Raw genomic sequence first — 15887 nt, 5'->3', positions numbered from 1 at the left:
TGGGAAGGAGCGGCCATGCGCCCGCCGGTCATCGCCGTGACGGACCTCGTGAAGAAGTACCGCGAAGTCACCGCGCTCGCGGGGATCAGCCTCGCCGTCGCCCCCGGGACGGTGCTCGCGGTCCTCGGGCACAACGGAGCCGGGAAAACCACGCTGATCGACATTCTCAGCACGCGGATCCGGCCGAGTTCCGGCACCGCCCGGGTGTGCGGGCACGACGTCGTCCGGCGCGGGCGCGCGATCCGGCGGCGGATCGGGGTCACCGGGCAGTTTGCCGCGGTCGACGACGCGTTGTCCGGACGCGGGAACCTGCTGCTGATCGCGCGGCTGCTGGGTGCGAAACCGGCGCAGGCGCGAGCGCGCGCCGCCGAACTGATCGCGTCGTTCGGGCTCGAGGACGCGGCGGACCGGCCCGCCGGGACCTACTCCGGCGGCATGCGGCGGCGGCTCGACCTGGCCGCCGGACTGGTGGGCGCGCCGGAAGTGCTGTTCCTCGACGAGCCGACCACCGGGCTCGACCCGGTGAGCCGGTCCGCGTTGTGGAGCGTCGTCGAGGAGCTGGCCGCGCGCGGCACCACGATCGTGCTGACCACCCAGTACCTCGAAGAGGCGGACCGGCTGGCCGACCACGTCGTCGTGCTCGGGCTCGGGCGCATCACCGTCTCCGGCACGCCCGCCCAGCTCAAAGCGCGACTCGGCAGCCGCACCGCGACGCTGACCCTGGGCAGCGAACTCACCGTGCGGCGCGCGGTGGACGCGGTGTCCCGCCTCGGTCTTTCAGCGGGCCGCGCCGGGCTGACGCTGACCGTCCGGCTGCGCGGGCCTGGCGACATCACGATGCTGGTGCGCGCACTCGACGCGGCCGAAGCTCCGCTGCGGGACCTGACGGTGACCGAGCCGACGCTCGACGACGTATACCTGTCCCTGCACACGACAGCGGCAACCTCGTGACGCAATCCCGCCACCGCGCACCGGCCGCGGTCCTCGCCGATCCGCCGAGGTGGCCCGAAACCACCTTCTGGACCCAGGTCCGCGTACTCGCCGCCCGCTCACTGCGCACCGCGTTCGGCGACTGGCGGCTGGTTTTCTTCGGCTTGCTGCAACCGGTGGTCCTGCTGCTGCTCTTCAGCCAGGTGTTCAGCGGCGTCGGCGCGTTGCCGAGTGTCGCGGCCTATCAGGGATACGTGAATTTCCTGGTGCCCGCGACGCTGGTCAACATCTCGATGACGACCGCGATGAGTTCGGGCGCGGGCCTGCTCGCGGAGATCTACAGCGGGTTCACCGCGCGGCTGCGCTGCCTGCCGATCTCGCTGTTCTCGGTGCTGGTGGCCCGCACCCTCGCCGATTCCGCGCGGCTGTGCGTGCAACTGGTCGTGACCTCGGCCGCGAGCGTGCTGTTCCTCGGCTTCCGCCCGGCCGGCGGGGTGCTCGGGCTCAGCCTGGCCCTGGTGCTGACGCTGGTCGTGGGTTGGTGCTTGAGCTGGGTGTTCGTCGCGATCACGACGTGGCTGCGCAAGGCCGAGACGCTTCAGGCCGCGTCGTTCGTGGTGATGTTCCCGCTGATGTTCTCCTCCAGCGCGTACATGCCGCTGGACTCGATGCCGCAGTGGGTCCGCGCGGTGTCGGCGGTCAACCCGCTGACCTACGCGATCGACGCGACCCGAGCGCTGGCCCTGGCCCGTCCGGTCGGCTGGTCGGTCGCGGCAGCACTGGCGATCGCGGCGGTGGCTGCGGTGGTGGGGAGTACGTTGGCTGCGCGGACGTTTCGCGACCGAAGCTAACCCGCCTGCACCAACGCCTCCAGCCGAGACGCAGCCTCCGGCGCGCCCCCAGCCGCCGCGAACGACGCGCCGATCCGCGCCGCACCCGCGCGATACTCCTCGGCCGACTCCACCGCCGCACGGATGTCGGCAGCGCGAGCACGATCGAAACGCACCCGAATCCCCGCCTGCGCCGCGACAACCTGCTGAGCCAGCATCGACTGGTCATCACGGATCGGAGCGAGCACCAGCGGCAACCCGGCCGCCAAGGCTTCGCACACCGTGTTGTGTCCGCCGTGGCAGACCACGACCGACGCCTGCGCGAACACCTCGACCTGCGGGATCCGCCACGCCAGCGCGACTTCCTCGCTCTCCAGCGTGCCGGTCGGGTCGACGACCAGCCCCTGGACGTGCGGCATTCCGGCCAGCGCGGCGACGCTCTCGGCGAGAAACCGCTCTCCCGCCGAAGCATTCGACGTGCCGAGAGTCACCACCACGAGCGGTCGAGTGTCCACAAAGGACCGCGCGAACCCGTTGGGGGAAGCGGGAAGCACCGGGCCGACGTAACAGACCGGCGCGGAAACCCGTGGCCGCCCGGCCAGGGCGCGGGTCGTGAACGCCAGCACCAGGTGCGGGGAGAACCGCAGGTCGGCGACGCGGGCTCCGTGCCGTGCGCACAATCCCGTCTGAAGCCCGGCCACCCACGACGCGATCCTCGGCATCGAGGCGAGCGGATCGGCCAGTTCGGTGGACGTCGAGGCGGACGTCGCCCACGGCAGCCCGCGGCGGGCGGCGACCAGCGGGCCCGCCAGCGCCTGCTGGTCGGCCACGACGACGTCGGGGCGGAAAGCGTCGACGGCGAGCTGGACGCCGGGAACCATCGCGTCCGCGAGCGGGACCAGATAGGACTCCCAGAGGTACTTCAACGCGGCGAACCCGCGCAGCTCCGGAGGCCGCAGCGCCACCGAAAACGGCCGGGAGTCGCCCGCCGCGAACACCTGTCCGGCGACCAGTCCGGACACCCCCGGCGAGGGCCCGCACCAAGCCACCTCGTGGCCGCGCGCGGACAGCTCCTCGGCCACCCCGCGCAGCGGCGCGATGTGCCCGGCCAGCGGCGGGACGACGAGCAGGAACCTCATGCCGAATGCCGTCCGATCCATTCCAGCACCAGCTTGCGCACCTCGCGATGCTGTTCCACGAGCACCGAATGCCCCTGCCCTTCGAACACGTGCAGTTCGCCGCGCGGCAGCATCGAGGTGAGCGCTTCGAGATCGTCGGCCTGGTAGCCGTGGCTGCCCAGCACGGACAGCACCGGGCAGCCGATCGCCGCCACCTGTTCCCAGGAGAGCAGCGGCCCGAGCGGGACCTCCTCGGCCATTTTCGTGGACGTGATCCGCTCGGCGGCCAGCCGCGCCAGCCGCCGGTGGTGTGCGCTGAAGTTCGCCTCGATCCAGTCGAAACTCTCCTCCTCCTGGAGGAATCGCACGGTGTGCGCGAGGATTTCGCTCATTTTCCCGGCCCACGCCTCGGTCGCGGGCTCCGACTCGATGCACACGATGCTGCGGACCCGCGACGGGTTGGCGACCGCGTAGCTGTAGGCGAGCGTCCCGCCGAAGCTGTTGCCCACCAGGTGCACCGGCTGCTCGACGCCGAGCTGGCCCAGCAGGTCGTCGAGGTCGGCGACGAAATCGGCCAGCGTGTAGCCGCGCACCGGCCGCTCGGTCTTGCCGTGGCCGCGCAGGTCGTAGCTGATCACGTCGATGCCCGCGGCCGCGACCGGGGGCGCGAGCGTCAGGTAGAAGCTCGCGAGGCTGTCGGTGCCCATGCCGTGCAGGAACACCACGGTCTCGGCACCGCCCGCGCGGACGAGCTGCACGTTGGTGCGCAGCCCGTTCACCGTCATCGTGGGCACGTGCGCTCCCCCACGAACCGGGCGATGTCGCCGACGGTCAGCCCGATGACGTCGTCGAGGTCCTTCTCCGCCAGGTACTCGGCGAGGTTGACGTCCTCGCCGAAGTGCTCGGCCAGGATGCTCGCGAAGGTCACCAGGTCGATGCTTTCCAGCTGCAGGTCTTCGTGGAACGTCGTGTCGGGCGTGATCTCGGCGCCGAGCACGTCGGCGTCGCCGACCAGCTCGCCGAGCAGTTCCGCGACGACGTCGAAGACAGCCGAGGCGTGGTCGATGGTCATGTCGTGCTCCTGAGTTGTGCGATGGCGGTGTCCCCGTTCAGCTCAACGGCGACGGCGAGGTCGAGCAGTTCGCGACCACGACCGGACACCCGGCCGTCGGCGTGCACGCGGATCTCGGCCGGGTAAATCTCGCGCGCGGCGACAATCGGCCAACGGTCCGTGACGCGCACGCGACGAGCCGCGCGGTCGCACGGAAACCGCACATCCCGCCAACCCTCGACGAAGGTCATGTCGTGCTCCTGAGTTGTGCGATAGCGGTGTCCCCGTTCAGCTCAACGGAAACAGCGAAACGAGGCAGCTCCCGACCCCGACCGGACACCCGGCCGTCGGCATGCACGCGGATCTCGGCCGGGTAAATCTCTTCGGCCAACTCCGCGCGGACGGCGTCCTTCGCCGCGATCCGGGTCAGCAGCCAGCCACGCTGCTCGCGCGGTGACACCGCGGCGAATTCGGCCCGTTCCTCGGCCGCGAGGTAGACACCGGCGTAGATCTCGCGCGCGGCGACAGTCGGCCAGCGGTCAGTGACGGACACGCGACCGCCGTCCAAGCGCTCCGAAAGCAGGTGCTGGTGGGGGAAGGCGTAGACGCGATGGGCCGCGCGGTCGCACGGGAACCGGACGTCCCGCCAGCCCTCGACGGTCGCGAGCACCTGGCCGTCGCGCACCAGTTCGGCGTCCATTTCCAGCACGTCCGGCCGGGGCAGCCGCGTTCGCACCAGGCAGTCGACCCGGGTGCCCGGTCCGGGTTCCGCGGCGTGCCAGGTGATCCGGCCGATCGAGCGGGGGAAGGCGAGCAGATCGTCGGACCGGGTCGCCATCAGCCAGCAGCCCAGCAGCTGGCCCACGTTGTCGAGCAGCCCGCCGGGAGCGGACGGCACCACCAGCTCGCCCCGGATGTGCTGTTCGCCGAGACCGGTCAGCCGGGCCAAGCCTTGGTACGCCGGGCCGTGGAACATCTCGCGGCGTGCGTAGATTTCGGCCGCGGCCAACGGCGGCGGGGTTTCCGGCGCTGGAATCCGCGCGCGGGGCGGCGGTGGCCGGTACGCGCCCAGCTCGACGGTCAGCAGTGCGTACGGTCCGATCTCGACAGTCACCTGGTCGCCCCGGCGGCTGAGCGACAGCGGCACCTGCTGGGCCGGAGCGGCGATCAGCCACCGCGAGAACACCGCGTCGCGCACTGTGGCCGCGGTCGTGCCCGGCCACGTCCGTTCGACGGCCCGGCAGGCGAGGTCCACCAGCGTGGTCGCGGGCACCACCGGGCGGAAGTCGGTCTCGTCGGGCCAGTCGTCGCGCTGCCGGAAGAACCGGTGGTCGCGCAGGTACGGCATCGCGGCGAGCGATACGTCCACAGTGGACTCGACCGGACGCTGGACCGCAGCCGCGACGACGTCCGCCGCGCTCTGGCAGGTCTGGTCGAGCAGCGCGCGGAACTCCGCGGCGATCGCCTCGGGCGTCCCCGGGGGCAGCTCCGGCAGGCTCCGGTCTTCGAGCAGCCCGCGCGCCCGTTCCCCGAGTGTCAGCAGCGGACGCCCGGTGTTCAACCGGATCCGCCGCGGCTCTGCGGCCGCGAAGTCGGGTGCGCCGCCTTCGGTCCACAAGGCCGTCGCGACCCGGCGGAGTTGAGCGAGCCCGGAGCGGGTACCGGATCCGGCGGCGACGACCAGGTGCCGCCGGTCGCCGAGCGTGTCGGCGACGAACGAGCCCAGCTGCCCGGCGCCGACCTGGACGAACACGCGGAATCCGGCCTGATGCAGCGACTCGGTCAGCTCGCGGAAGCGGACCGGGCGCACGAGGTGCTCCAGGTACAGCCGGCGGATCGCGTCCGGTTCGGCGGGATAGGGCCGCGCGGTGGTGGCCGACCACACCGGCACCGCCGGTTCGCACAGCTCCAGCTCCGCCGCGAGCCGAGTGAACGGCTCCAGGTGCGGCCGCAGCAACGGCGTATGGAAACCGGATCGGAACGGCAGCGTCCGGGCCACGATTCCCTTGCTGCGGCACGACTTGGCGAACGCCGCTATCGCGTCCGGCGGACCGCACACGATCGTCTGTTGGGCCGCGTTCTCGTGGGAGACAACGAGATCTTCGGTGAGGAGCTCGGCCGCTCGCCCGGCTGGGCAGCCCAGCACCAGGTAGTCCGCGGCGGGCAGTTCGAATCCTTCCGGCCAGTACCGGTCCAGCAGATCCGGCTCCGGCTGGTACATCCCGGCGGCCTGCATCGCGGTCCACTCGCCGGCGCTGTGCCCGGCGAGCGCGTCCGGGCGGATCGCCAGCCGCCGCAACGCCTGGTCGAGCACGAGCCCCGCCGCCGACACGCTCGCCGCCCGCGCGGGCACGCTCGCGGTCGACCAGTGCGGACGGTCGAGTCCGAAGTGCCGGGCGACATCGGCGAGGCGCGGTTCGGCGTCCGCTTCCAATCCCGGGTACAGGAACACGGTTTTCCCGTGCGGCAGCAGCGGGTCGGCGGTGCACCAGAGGTCGGCGCTGCGCCACGCCCGGCCGGTGGCCGCGACCTTGCCGATCACCTTGCGGGCCATGGCCAGTTTGCGTTCGTCCGGGCCGACGATCCCGATCCGGCACCGCCCGTCCCCCGGCTCCCCCGGCCGGTCGAGGCGCTCCAGCAGTTCCGCCGGCGAGTTCGCGGCCAGCCGCAGCACGCGTTCCGGCTCGGTGACGCGTGCTTTGCGTTTCGGCGCCGGATCCCCAGCCTCCACCACCAGGTGCGCGTTCACGCCGCCGAACCCGAACGCGCTCACCGCGGCCACGCGCGGCAACGCGCCCCACGGCTCGGCTTCGGCCAGCACGCGGAACCGCGTCTTGTCGAGCAACGGGTTCGGGTCGCCGCAGTGCAGCGTCGGCGGAAGCACCTCGTGGTGCAGTGCGAGCGCCACCTTGACCAGCCCGGCGACCCCGGCTGTCGACAGCGTGTGCCCGATCATCGACTTGACCGAGCCGATCACCGCGCGCGGACCGACGGTCGTGCCGAACACCTCGGCGACGGTGGTCAGCTCGGCCGCGTCCCCGGCGGGCGTGGCCGTGCCGTGCGCCTCCAGCAGGCCTATTCCCGCCGGGTCCATTCCGTCCCACGCCCGGCGCAGCGCGAGGGTCTGGCCCGCGACGGACGGGCTGAGCAAGCTCGCGCCCCGCCCGTCGCTCGACGTGCCGCTGCCCCGCAGCACGGCGTACACGCGGTCGCCGTCGCGCCGGGCGTCGGCCAGCCGCTTGAGCACGACGACCGCGGTGCCCTCCCCGATCAGCATTCCGTCGGCACCGCGCGAGAGCGGGCTGATCCGCTGGCTCGGCGACAGCGCGCCGAGCTGGGTGAACAGCGACCAGAGCGTGTCATCGTGCGTTTGGTGCACGCCGCCGGCGAGTACGGCGTCGCAGCGTCCCCTCGCCAGTTCCCCGATCGCCTGGTCGACCGCGACCAGCGACGACGCACACGCGGCGTCGACGGTGTAGGCCGGGCCGCCGAGGTCGAGCCGGTTCGCCACACGGGCCGCGGCGAGGTTCGGCACCAGCCCGGCGGCGGTCTCCGGCCGGAACTCGCCGAGGGTTTCGCGCAACGCCGTGCGCAGCCGGTCGAGCACGTCCGGCCCGGCGGACGGGACCAATTCGCCGACCGTGCGGGCGATCTGCCGGACCGTGCGAACCCGCTGGTCGAATCCTTGCAGCCCCGGCGAAAGATAGCCGCCGCGGCCGAGCACGACGCCGATCCGTTCGGGGTCGCCGAGCCCGCTGAGACCGCCGGCGTCGTCCACTGCGGCCACGGCGACCGCGAGTGCCGTCAGCTGGTCCGGCTCGATCCCGGCCAGCGACGTCGGCGGCACGCCGTGGGCGGCTGGGTCGAATTCGAGAGTGTCCGGAGCGAATCCGCCGCGGCGGCCGTGCGTCCGGTCCGGGGCGGAGCCGGCTTGCCCATGGAACGCCGGGTCGCGACGATCCGCCGGAATCTCGGTGACGGCGTCGGCGCCCTCGACAAGATTCCGCCAGTACTGGTCCACAGTGGACGCTCCCGGGAGGAAAACGCCCATCCCGACGAGCGCGACTGGTTCCTGCCTCACCATAGCGACGCCGTGTACAGGACCGCGCGATCAGTTCCGTAGGCGAGTTCGCGCAACAGAGCCGCGACGCCTTCTCCGGCGTCGAGCAGGGCAACCTCCCGGCGTTCGTACTCGCGGGCCAGCTCCGGCGAAACCATCCCGCTGTGGTCGCCGCCGGGGGCCCACGGTCCCCAGTGGACAGTGACCGCGCGGCCGGGCCAGCTAGTGCTCAGCGCTTCCAGAGCGTCGTTCGCCGCGGCATAGTCGGTCTGGCCGCGGTTGCCGAGCACTGCGGCGATGCTGCCGAAGAACGCGACGAACCCAGGCTCGACGCCGAACTCCGGCAACGCCGAGAGCAACGCGCGTGCACCGTCCACTTTGGTCTCGAACACGGTGCGGAACGACTGTTCGTCCTTGTCCGCCATGAGCTTGTCGTCAATAACGCCCGCGGCGAAGACGACGCCGTCGATCCGGCCGTGCCGCGCGACGAGGTCTTTGACCAGCTGGTGCACGGCGTTCGCGTCACGTACGTCGAGCGGCTGGTACGCGGGGTCGCCGCCCGCAGCCCGGATCTCGTCGAGGGTGCGGCCGATCTCGCGTTGCGCCAGGACGGTCCGCACCTGGCGTTCGATGTCGGCCACCGATCCGCCGCGTCCGGCGAGCACGGCCCGCATCGCGGCGGGATCGGCGGGCAGGTCGTCGGGTTCGCCGGGCCACGGAGTGCGTCCGGCGAGTTCGATCCGGCAGCCGGACTCGGCGAACGCGACCGCCGCGCGGGCGGTGATCCCGCGTGCCCCGCCGACGAGCAGGACCAGGGAATCCGGGCCGAGGTCCAGCGCGGCGAGTTCGCCGCCGCCCGGCCCGGCCCCGGAGTAGGCGATCGACCCGAGCTCCTGAGGCTGCGGCTCGATCGTGAAACGGCCGTCGTGGTCATGGCCGACGACGGACGGGCCGTCGCCGCAGGCTTCGTCGACCAGCACCTTCGCGAGGTCTTGCCCGACCTCGACCAGCCGGGTGGCGCCCTCGCGTTCCAGCGCGGCCGAGCGGACCAGGCCGCGAAGCCCGGCAGCACCCGGCAGCGCCGCGATCACGACATCTCCGTGCAGCGCCTTGAGCCGGGTGAAAACCTCCGGGGCCTCGGTGCCTTCGGCGAGCAGCACGGTGAGGTCGGCGTCCTCGGTGACGACTTTCGCTCCGGCGCAGGCGAAAGCCTCGCGGACCGACGCGTCGTCGCCCAGCACCGCCACGGACTTTCCGCGCAGCCGCGCGGGATCCGGGTCGAGCGGCACCGGCACTCTGGCCAGCCGGTACCGCTTCGGCGCGGCCGCCGCCGGAGCGGGCGACAACCAGCTCTCCAGGTGCGCGGTGAGGGCGTTCGCGGTCCGGTCGCGGCTGAGCTGGTCGGTGCGGTCGTCGGCGGGCAGGCCCAGTTTGCCCAGCAGGGTTCCGGCGATCTCGGTCCGTTTGATCGAGTCGATCGACAGGTCCGCCTCGAGGTCGAGGTCGCCCGCGATCATCTCCGCCGGATAGCCGGTGCGTTCGCTGATCACGCCGATCACTGTCGTCAGCACGTCGGCGGGCGCTGCCTCGATCGCCGCTGGTTCCGGTGCGGCCGCCGGCTCCTCGAGCACCGGGAGGAGGGCCGGGGCGGCTGGCGCGGGTGCGGCGGGCGCGGTGCCCAAGTAGCCGAGCATCACGTCGCGCTGCGCCGCGACAAGTTCGCGGGCGGTGCGCAGGAAGTCGACGACCGCTTGGTCGCGGCTGGGGGCGGGCTCGGTCATCGCGGTGCTCCGTATCCGTCGGGCAGGCGGGAGGGCGGGGGTTTCGGCGCCGGGTGCGCGGACGGACCGGCCGTCGACTGCCCACGCGGTGTCGGCGGGTTCGGGGCGCGACGGCCGGACCAGCCGTTCGGTGCGGACGGCGACGCCCGCTTGCGCGAGGCGGGACAACGCGGTCAGGAATCCGTTGAGGCCAGGTCCGCACGCGACCGCGGTGTGCGGGAGGTCCCCGAGGATCTCCCCCACCAGCGCGGTCAGCACCCGGCCGGGCCCGACCTCGACGAACGTCCGCGCGCCCGCCGCGTACATCGATTCGATCTGGTCGAGAAACCGCACCGGTGCGCCGATCTGCGCCGCGAGTTCGCCGCAGACGTCGCCTTCGTACGGTTGCGCCATCCGGTTCGACCACACCGGCAACCGAGGCGCGGAGAGGTCTTCCTCGGCAAGCGCCGCCGCGAAGGCGTCGCCAGCTCCGGCGACCAGCGGGCTGTGGAACGCGCAGGCCACCGGGATCCGCTTGGCCGCGATACCGGTCTCGCGCAGCCGCCGGATCGCGCGTTCCACCGCGGGGACCGGCCCGGACAGAACGCTTTGCTCGGGTGCGTTGTGGTTGGCCACCACGACGTCCGGGCCGATCAGGGTCGAGGTGAGGACGTCGCGCGACGCCTTCACCGCGGCCATCGTGCCGGGTGCGGCGACGTCGGCGATGGCCTTCGCCCGGGCCCGGCTGAGCCGCACGAGGGTCGCGGTGTCGAACGCGCCCGCGACCGACAGCGCGACCAGTTCGCCGTAGCTGTGCCCGCCGAGGAAGTCCGGCCGCACGCCGACTTGGTCCAGCAGCCGCGCCACCGCGGTTTCGACCAGCCCCAGCGCGGGCTGCGCGACGCGCGTGTCGGTCAGCGCGTTCTCTTGCGCCGCAACGGAATCAGGGTCGAAGGCATTCGGCGGGAAAGCGGTTGCGGCGACGTCGGGGGCGAGGCGCAGGACGTCGGACAGTTCGGGGAAGTGCACGAACAGCTCGGCGAGCATGCCGACGCGCTGGCTGCCCTGGCCGGGGAACAAGAACGCGACTTTGCCGGGATCAGCCGCGCTCGGGGCGATGCCGGCGAGGGTCTCCGCGGTTCCGGCAGGCCAGTCGCGGAGCCCGTGCCGCCGGTCGGGAGCGACTGGGCCCGCCCCGAGCACGGCGTGGAAATTCGTACCGCCGAAACCGAACGCGCTCACTCCGGCCAGCCGCGCCGGATCCGCCCACGGCCGGGCCGAGGTGGTGAACGTGAACGGGCTGGCCGCCGGGTCCCAGGCCGTGGTGGGCTTGGCCAGGTGCAGCGTCGGCGGGACGACCTCGTGCCACAGCGCGAGCGCGGCCTTGATCAGCCCGGCCAGCCCGGCCGCGCACTTCGTGTGGCCGATCTGGCTCTTGACCGAACCGAGCGCGCAGGAGCCCGGCGTGGCCCCGGACTCGGCGAAGAAGCTCGTCAAAGTGCGCAGTTCGGTCGCGTCGCCGACGACCGTTCCGGTGCCGTGCGCCTCCACCAGCCCGACGTCCGCCGGGGACACCCCGGCGTCGCGGTAGGCCCGTTCCAGCGCGCGAGCCTGCCCTTCCGGACGCGGCGCGGTGAGCCCCAGCGCCTTCCCGTCGCTCGCCGCGCCCACCCCCTTGACCACGGCGTAGATCCGGTCGCCGTCGCGTTCGGCGTCGGCGAGCCGTTTGAGCACCAGGCAGGCGACGCCCTCGCCGAGCGCGATGCCGTCGGCGGACGCGTCGAACGGACGGCACCGCCCGGTCGGCGACAACGCGCCGGCGGCGGTGAACATCAGGTAGTCGTGGATGCCGTTGTGCAGGTCGACCGCCCCGCACAGCACGAGCGAACTGGTTCCGCTGCGCAGTTCCTTCACCGCGAGATCCAGTGCGGCCAGCGAGGATCCGCAGGCGGCGTCGACGGTGTAGTTCGCGCCGCCGAGGTCGAGCCGGTTGGCGATCCGGCCGGAGATGACGTTGGCGAGCGTGCCGGGGAAGGTGTCCTCGGTCGGTTCGGGCAGCTGGTCCCGGAGTTCGCTCGGAACCTCCTCGAAGTAGCCGTCGAGCAGCGAGCGCAGCGTGCCCGCGTTCGCGAGGTCGCCGCCTGCCTCGGCGCCGAAGACGACGCTCGTGCGTTCCCGGTCGAACTCCCGGTCTTCGTACCCGGCGTCGGCCAGCGCGCGGCGCGCGGTCTCCAGCGACACGAGCTGCGCCGGGTCGATGCTGCTCATCGCGGACGGCGGAATGCCGTAGTCCAGCGGGTCGACCGGCAGCGGCGGCAGGAAACCGCCCCACTTCGACGTCGACTGTCCGAAGTAGACTTCCGGATCCCAGCGCTCGGGCGGCACCTCGGCGACCGAATCCTCGCCGCGCAGGATGTTCGACCAGAACGCTTCGAGATCAGGCGCGCCCGCGAAGGTACCGGCCATGCCGATGACGGCGATGTCACGGCTCGCCGTCTCCGTCTCTTCGACGGGGCGCGCGAATGTCCGTCCCGAGGAGACTTCGGCGTGCAGTTCCGCGATCGTGGTCCGGCGGTCGCGCAGCACGGCGACCTCCCCGGCCATGTACATCCCGTCGGCGAGCTGGGTCTGCGCGCTCAGCCGCGTTCCGTCGCGGCGCACGCCCTTGCTGGCGATCCGCGACCGTCCGGTGTTCAGCTCCTCGAGCCGTTGCCAGGCCTGCCGCGCGGGCACGTCGGTCAGGTCTGCCTTGAGCTGCTGGAACTCCGTCGTGTACGGGCTGAGCAGGCAGCGCGTGCGATGGCCCGGCGCGGTTTCGAGGGTGACAGTGGTGTCGGCGGCGAGCACGCATTCCTGGAACAGCCGAGTGATCGCGCCGTGCTGCACGGCTTCCTTGGTGAAGAGGTAGGCGGTGCCCAGCAAAACGCCCGCACCGTCGAGCGGCGCGGCCATCGCGGCGACCATCGCGGCCGAACGGGCGTCGTGGATCCCGCCCGCGAACAGCACCTCGACGTCCTTCTCCCCCGCCAGGACAGCCAGCTGCTCTTCCCACAGCTCGAAGCTCGACCGCGGTCCGACGTGGCCGCCGCATTCGGCTCCCTCGAACACGAACCGGCGCACCCCGGCGTCGAGGTACTGGCGGAGCAGGATCGGCGAGGGAATGTGCAGGAAGGTCGCGATGCCCTCGGCTTCCAACGCCTTGGCCTGCCCCGGTTTCCCGCCCGCGATCAGCACGCAGCGCGGCCGGGCGGCCCGGATCGCGGCGAACTGCTCGGCGCGCAGGTCGTCGGGGACGAAGCCGAGGATGCCCGCGCCCCACGGCCGGGTGCCGAGCCGTTCGGCGGTGCCGCGCAACAACTCGGCCGTGCGCGCGCCGTTCGCGGTAGCCACTGCGATGAACGGAAACCCGTCCGCGTCCGCGACCGCGGCGGCGAACGCGGGCTGGTCGCTGACGCGCGTCATCGGGCCTTGCACGATCGGCAGCGCGGTGCCCAGCGTGCGGCACAGCCGGTCGCCCAACGCTGCCGAGGGCAGCTCCGCGCCGATGACCCGACGGACGCTGGCTTCCGTCGCGGACGGCAGGAGCACCCCCGCCGCGCCGCCCGCGAGCGCGCCCACCGCCGTCCGCTCTCCGGCCGCGCGGCCCCACACCGGGATGTCGAACCTGCCGAGAAGCTGTTGCAGCAGAACGAAATCGCTCAACTCGCCGACCCCGGCGACGAGTCCCAGCGCACCGCCGCGGACCGCTTCGGCGGCGGTTGCCGCGTCGGTCACCTCGGCGAGCGCGCCCTGCCACGGCGCTTTCGTCCGGATCGCGAAGGCCGCGCCCGCGGGCAGCGGACCGTCCGTGCGCACGCCGTAGGGCACGCGAACCCGGGCCGCGACCAGGTGCAGCTCGACCGGGTCGGCCCCGTCGAGCACGCCCAGCCCGCCGCCGCGCGCGACGGCCGCCACCGTGTCGGGATCGCCGACGCCCAGGCACCGCAGCCGTCGAGCGTGCGACGGCGGGACGAGCTCGACCATCGGCTGACCTCCTGTACCGGGATGGGCAGTGGTGCGCGGACGATCGCCGCGGAACCGTTTACAGCAATAACGCATGGGCTGCGGAAAACGCAATACCGGCCGGGAATAATTGCCGCGGAGCGTACCATCGACCCCCTCGCCGTGCTAATGTCCGAAACCGTGGACCGACCCCTCATCAAGCCGCTGAGCAGGGCTTTTATCATGCGAATGACAGTCCGGAAATACACTTTGCTCACCCCGGTAACACTGTCGCCGAAAATAGTGGAGAACAGGTGGAACTGATCGGACGGGTAGTCGTGCTCACCGGCGCGGCGCACGGAATCGGCGCCGCCATGGCCCGCAGATTCGCCGCCGAGGGCGCGAGCGGGGTGGTCGTGTCCGACCTCGACGCGGACGGCGCCGAACGCGTGGCGGCCGGGATCCGGGACGCGGGCGGGCGGGCCGTCGCGGCGGTGACCGACGTGACGTCCAAAAAGGACTTGAAAGCGCTGGTCGCGGGCGCGCGAGCCGAGTTCGGGCCGGTGGACCTGTTCTGCGCCAACGCGGGCGCCGCGTTCGGCACCGGCGTGCACGCCGCGGACGAACAGTGGGCGAAATCCTGGGAAATCAACGTGATGCAGCACGTGCACGCCGCGCAGGCGGTGCTGCCCTCGATGCTCGCCCGCGGCGAGGGCTGCCTGCTGCTCACCGCGTCGGCCGCCGGCCTGCTCGGCGTGCCGGGCGACGCGCCGTACTCGGTCACCAAGCACGCGGCCGTCGCGCTGGCCGAATGGCTCGCGATCACCTACCGGCCGCGCGGGGTGCGGATCAGCGCGCTGTGCCCGCTCGGCGTGCGCACCGCGCTGCTGGAGCCGGGTCTCGCCGCGGGCCACCCGGCCGCGCTGGCGATCGCGGCCGCCGCGCCGCTGCTCGAACCCGAGGACGTCGCCGACGCCGTCGTGCGCGGGCTCTCCCGGGACGAATTCCTGATCCTGCCGCACGAAACGGTGCGGGACACGTTCGCCCGCAAAGCCAGCGCGGTGGACGCGTGGATCACCGAGATGGCCGCCCAAGGAGGCTGAAGTGGAATACCGCAGGCTCGGCACCAGCGGCCTCGCCGTCAGCGAAATCGCCTACGGCAACTGGTACAACCACCACGCCCCCGGCTGCGTCGCCGCGGCGCTGGACGCGGGCGTCACGACGTTCCACACGGCAGCGGCCTGGGACGGCGGCGCCGCGGAAGCCGCTTTCGGCACGGCGTTCGCCGGCGCCCGCCGCGACGATCTGGTCTTGTGCACCGGGGTGTTCTGGCCCGAAGGCCCCGGGCCCAACGACGCCGGGCTGAGCCGCAAACACGTGATCGCGTCCCTCGAAGGCTCGCTGCGGCGGCTGCGCACCGACTACATCGACGTCTACCAGCTCTTGAGATTCGACTACAAGACACCGGTCGCGGAGACGTTCCTGGCTCTGTCGGACCTCGTGCGGCAAGGCAAAGTGCGCTACGTCGGCACCGCGGAGTGGACGGCGGACCAGTTGGCGCAGGCAGCCGAGGCGGCCGCACGGTACGACGTGCCGCTGATCTCGAACCAGGCGCATTACTCGATGCTGTGGCGCGTGCCGGAGGCACAGGTGATCCCGGTGTCCGACCGGCTCGGCATCGGCCAGTTCGCCGCCGTCCCGCTGGCACAAGGCGTCCTGACGGGCAAATACGGCAACGGCGCGGTCCCGCCGGGTTCGCGCGCGACCGGACCGGCGTACGCGCGCCCGCTGCGGTACCCGGAACTGGTCGACCGAGTCGAACTGCTGCGCGGCGTCGCCGACGACGCGGGGTTGACCATGGCACAGCTGGCGCTCGCCTGGACCCTGCAACACGAAACCGTCGCCGCGGCGGTGGTCGGGGCGAGCACGCCGGAACAACTGACCGAGAACGCGAAGGCCGCGGGTGTCCGGCTTGATCTGGATGTGCTGATGCGAGTGGACCAACTGCTGGGCAGCTTCGTGCAGACCGATCCCCGGCTGGTGTGGATGCCGCCGCCGGGGAACTGACGCGACGTCGGCGGCAAATGGGCACCGCTGGACCACCAGCCGCAGCTGCGCGGCAGCGCTGGCGCCGAGTACGGCCGCATCGACAAGGTG

Annotated in this window: 10 protein-coding genes; 4 read left to right on the top strand and 6 right to left on the bottom strand. The window is 72.2% G+C overall.

The features are described 5' to 3' along the window. The first annotated feature begins 15 nt into the window (after positions 1 to 15). Both DMP23_RS10000 and DMP23_RS09995 read left to right on the top strand, forming a co-directional pair. The gene (locus DMP23_RS10000) at positions 16 to 951 is read left to right on the top strand and encodes an ATP-binding cassette domain-containing protein (protein ID WP_337820875.1); all 936 of its coding nucleotides are present in this window, start codon (positions 16 to 18) and stop codon (positions 949 to 951) included. Continuing rightward, on the top strand, positions 948 to 1781 hold the full coding sequence (locus DMP23_RS09995) for an ABC transporter permease (RefSeq protein ID WP_337820874.1): 834 nt from the start codon (positions 948 to 950) through the stop codon (positions 1779 to 1781). Before DMP23_RS10000 ends, DMP23_RS09995 begins: the two co-directional genes overlap by 4 nt. Here DMP23_RS09995 and DMP23_RS09990 read toward each other — a convergent pair. Genes DMP23_RS09990 through DMP23_RS09965 form a run of 6 tightly spaced genes read right to left on the bottom strand, consistent with a single transcriptional unit; the run spans position 1778 to position 13772 of the window. Then, the gene (locus tag DMP23_RS09990; protein WP_337820873.1) at positions 1778 to 2920 is read right to left on the bottom strand and encodes a glycosyltransferase; all 1143 of its coding nucleotides are present in this window, start codon (positions 2918 to 2920) and stop codon (positions 1778 to 1780) included. The genes DMP23_RS09995 and DMP23_RS09990 overlap by 4 nt on opposite strands. After that, entirely contained in the window at positions 2896 to 3672 is a 777-nt protein-coding gene (locus DMP23_RS09985) for an alpha/beta fold hydrolase (protein ID WP_134666835.1), read from the bottom strand. Before DMP23_RS09985 ends, DMP23_RS09990 begins: the two co-directional genes overlap by 25 nt. Further along, positions 3660 to 3950, bottom strand: coding sequence for a phosphopantetheine-binding protein (locus DMP23_RS09980; protein WP_134666837.1), 291 nt, complete (start codon positions 3948 to 3950; stop codon positions 3660 to 3662). Before DMP23_RS09980 ends, DMP23_RS09985 begins: the two co-directional genes overlap by 13 nt. After that, positions 3947 to 4180, bottom strand: a complete 234-nt coding sequence (locus tag DMP23_RS09975; RefSeq protein ID WP_337820872.1) for a hypothetical protein — start codon at positions 4178 to 4180, stop codon at positions 3947 to 3949. The genes DMP23_RS09980 and DMP23_RS09975 overlap by 4 nt, the downstream gene beginning before the upstream one ends. Further along, the gene (locus DMP23_RS09970; protein WP_337820871.1) at positions 4177 to 8013 is read right to left on the bottom strand and encodes a beta-ketoacyl synthase N-terminal-like domain-containing protein; all 3837 of its coding nucleotides are present in this window, start codon (positions 8011 to 8013) and stop codon (positions 4177 to 4179) included. The genes DMP23_RS09975 and DMP23_RS09970 overlap by 4 nt, the downstream gene beginning before the upstream one ends. Next, the gene (locus DMP23_RS09965; protein WP_337820870.1) at positions 8007 to 13772 is read right to left on the bottom strand and encodes an SDR family NAD(P)-dependent oxidoreductase; all 5766 of its coding nucleotides are present in this window, start codon (positions 13770 to 13772) and stop codon (positions 8007 to 8009) included. Before DMP23_RS09965 ends, DMP23_RS09970 begins: the two co-directional genes overlap by 7 nt. A gap of 272 nt (positions 13773 to 14044) precedes the next feature. On the opposite strand from DMP23_RS09965, the gene DMP23_RS09960 reads away from it, so the two are divergent. After that, positions 14045 to 14833 (top strand): SDR family oxidoreductase, encoded by a 789-nt coding sequence (locus DMP23_RS09960; RefSeq protein WP_337820869.1) that lies wholly within the window; start codon positions 14045 to 14047, stop codon positions 14831 to 14833. Position 14834: 1 nt separating this feature from the next. After that, entirely contained in the window at positions 14835 to 15797 is a 963-nt protein-coding gene (locus DMP23_RS09955; protein WP_337820868.1) for an aldo/keto reductase, read from the top strand. Positions 15798 to 15887 lie beyond the last annotated feature (90 nt).

The sequence above is a fragment of the Amycolatopsis sp. A1MSW2902 genome, from assembly GCF_017312175.1.
Lineage (GTDB): Bacteria > Actinomycetota > Actinomycetes > Mycobacteriales > Pseudonocardiaceae > Amycolatopsis > Amycolatopsis nivea.
Note: the sequence above shows the minus strand (reverse complement) of the source record. Positions and strands in the feature narration are given on the sequence as shown.

Bases quoted from the DNA above. Each gene is read 5' to 3' on its own strand.
- DMP23_RS09975 (WP_337820872.1), bottom strand. From the start codon at position 4,180: ATGACCTTCGTCGAGGGTTGGCGGGATGTGCGGTTTCCGTGCGACCGC.
- DMP23_RS09990 (WP_337820873.1), bottom strand. From the start codon at position 2,920: ATGGATCGGACGGCATTCGGCATGAGGTTCCTGCTCGTCGTCCCGCCG.
- DMP23_RS09980 (WP_134666837.1), bottom strand. From the start codon at position 3,950: ATGACCATCGACCACGCCTCGGCTGTCTTCGACGTCGTCGCGGAACTG.
- DMP23_RS09965 (WP_337820870.1), bottom strand. From the start codon at position 13,772: ATGGTCGAGCTCGTCCCGCCGTCGCACGCTCGACGGCTGCGGTGCCTG.
- DMP23_RS10000 (WP_337820875.1), top strand. From the start codon at position 16: ATGCGCCCGCCGGTCATCGCCGTGACGGACCTCGTGAAGAAGTACCGC.
- DMP23_RS09970 (WP_337820871.1), bottom strand. From the start codon at position 8,013: ATGGTGAGGCAGGAACCAGTCGCGCTCGTCGGGATGGGCGTTTTCCTC.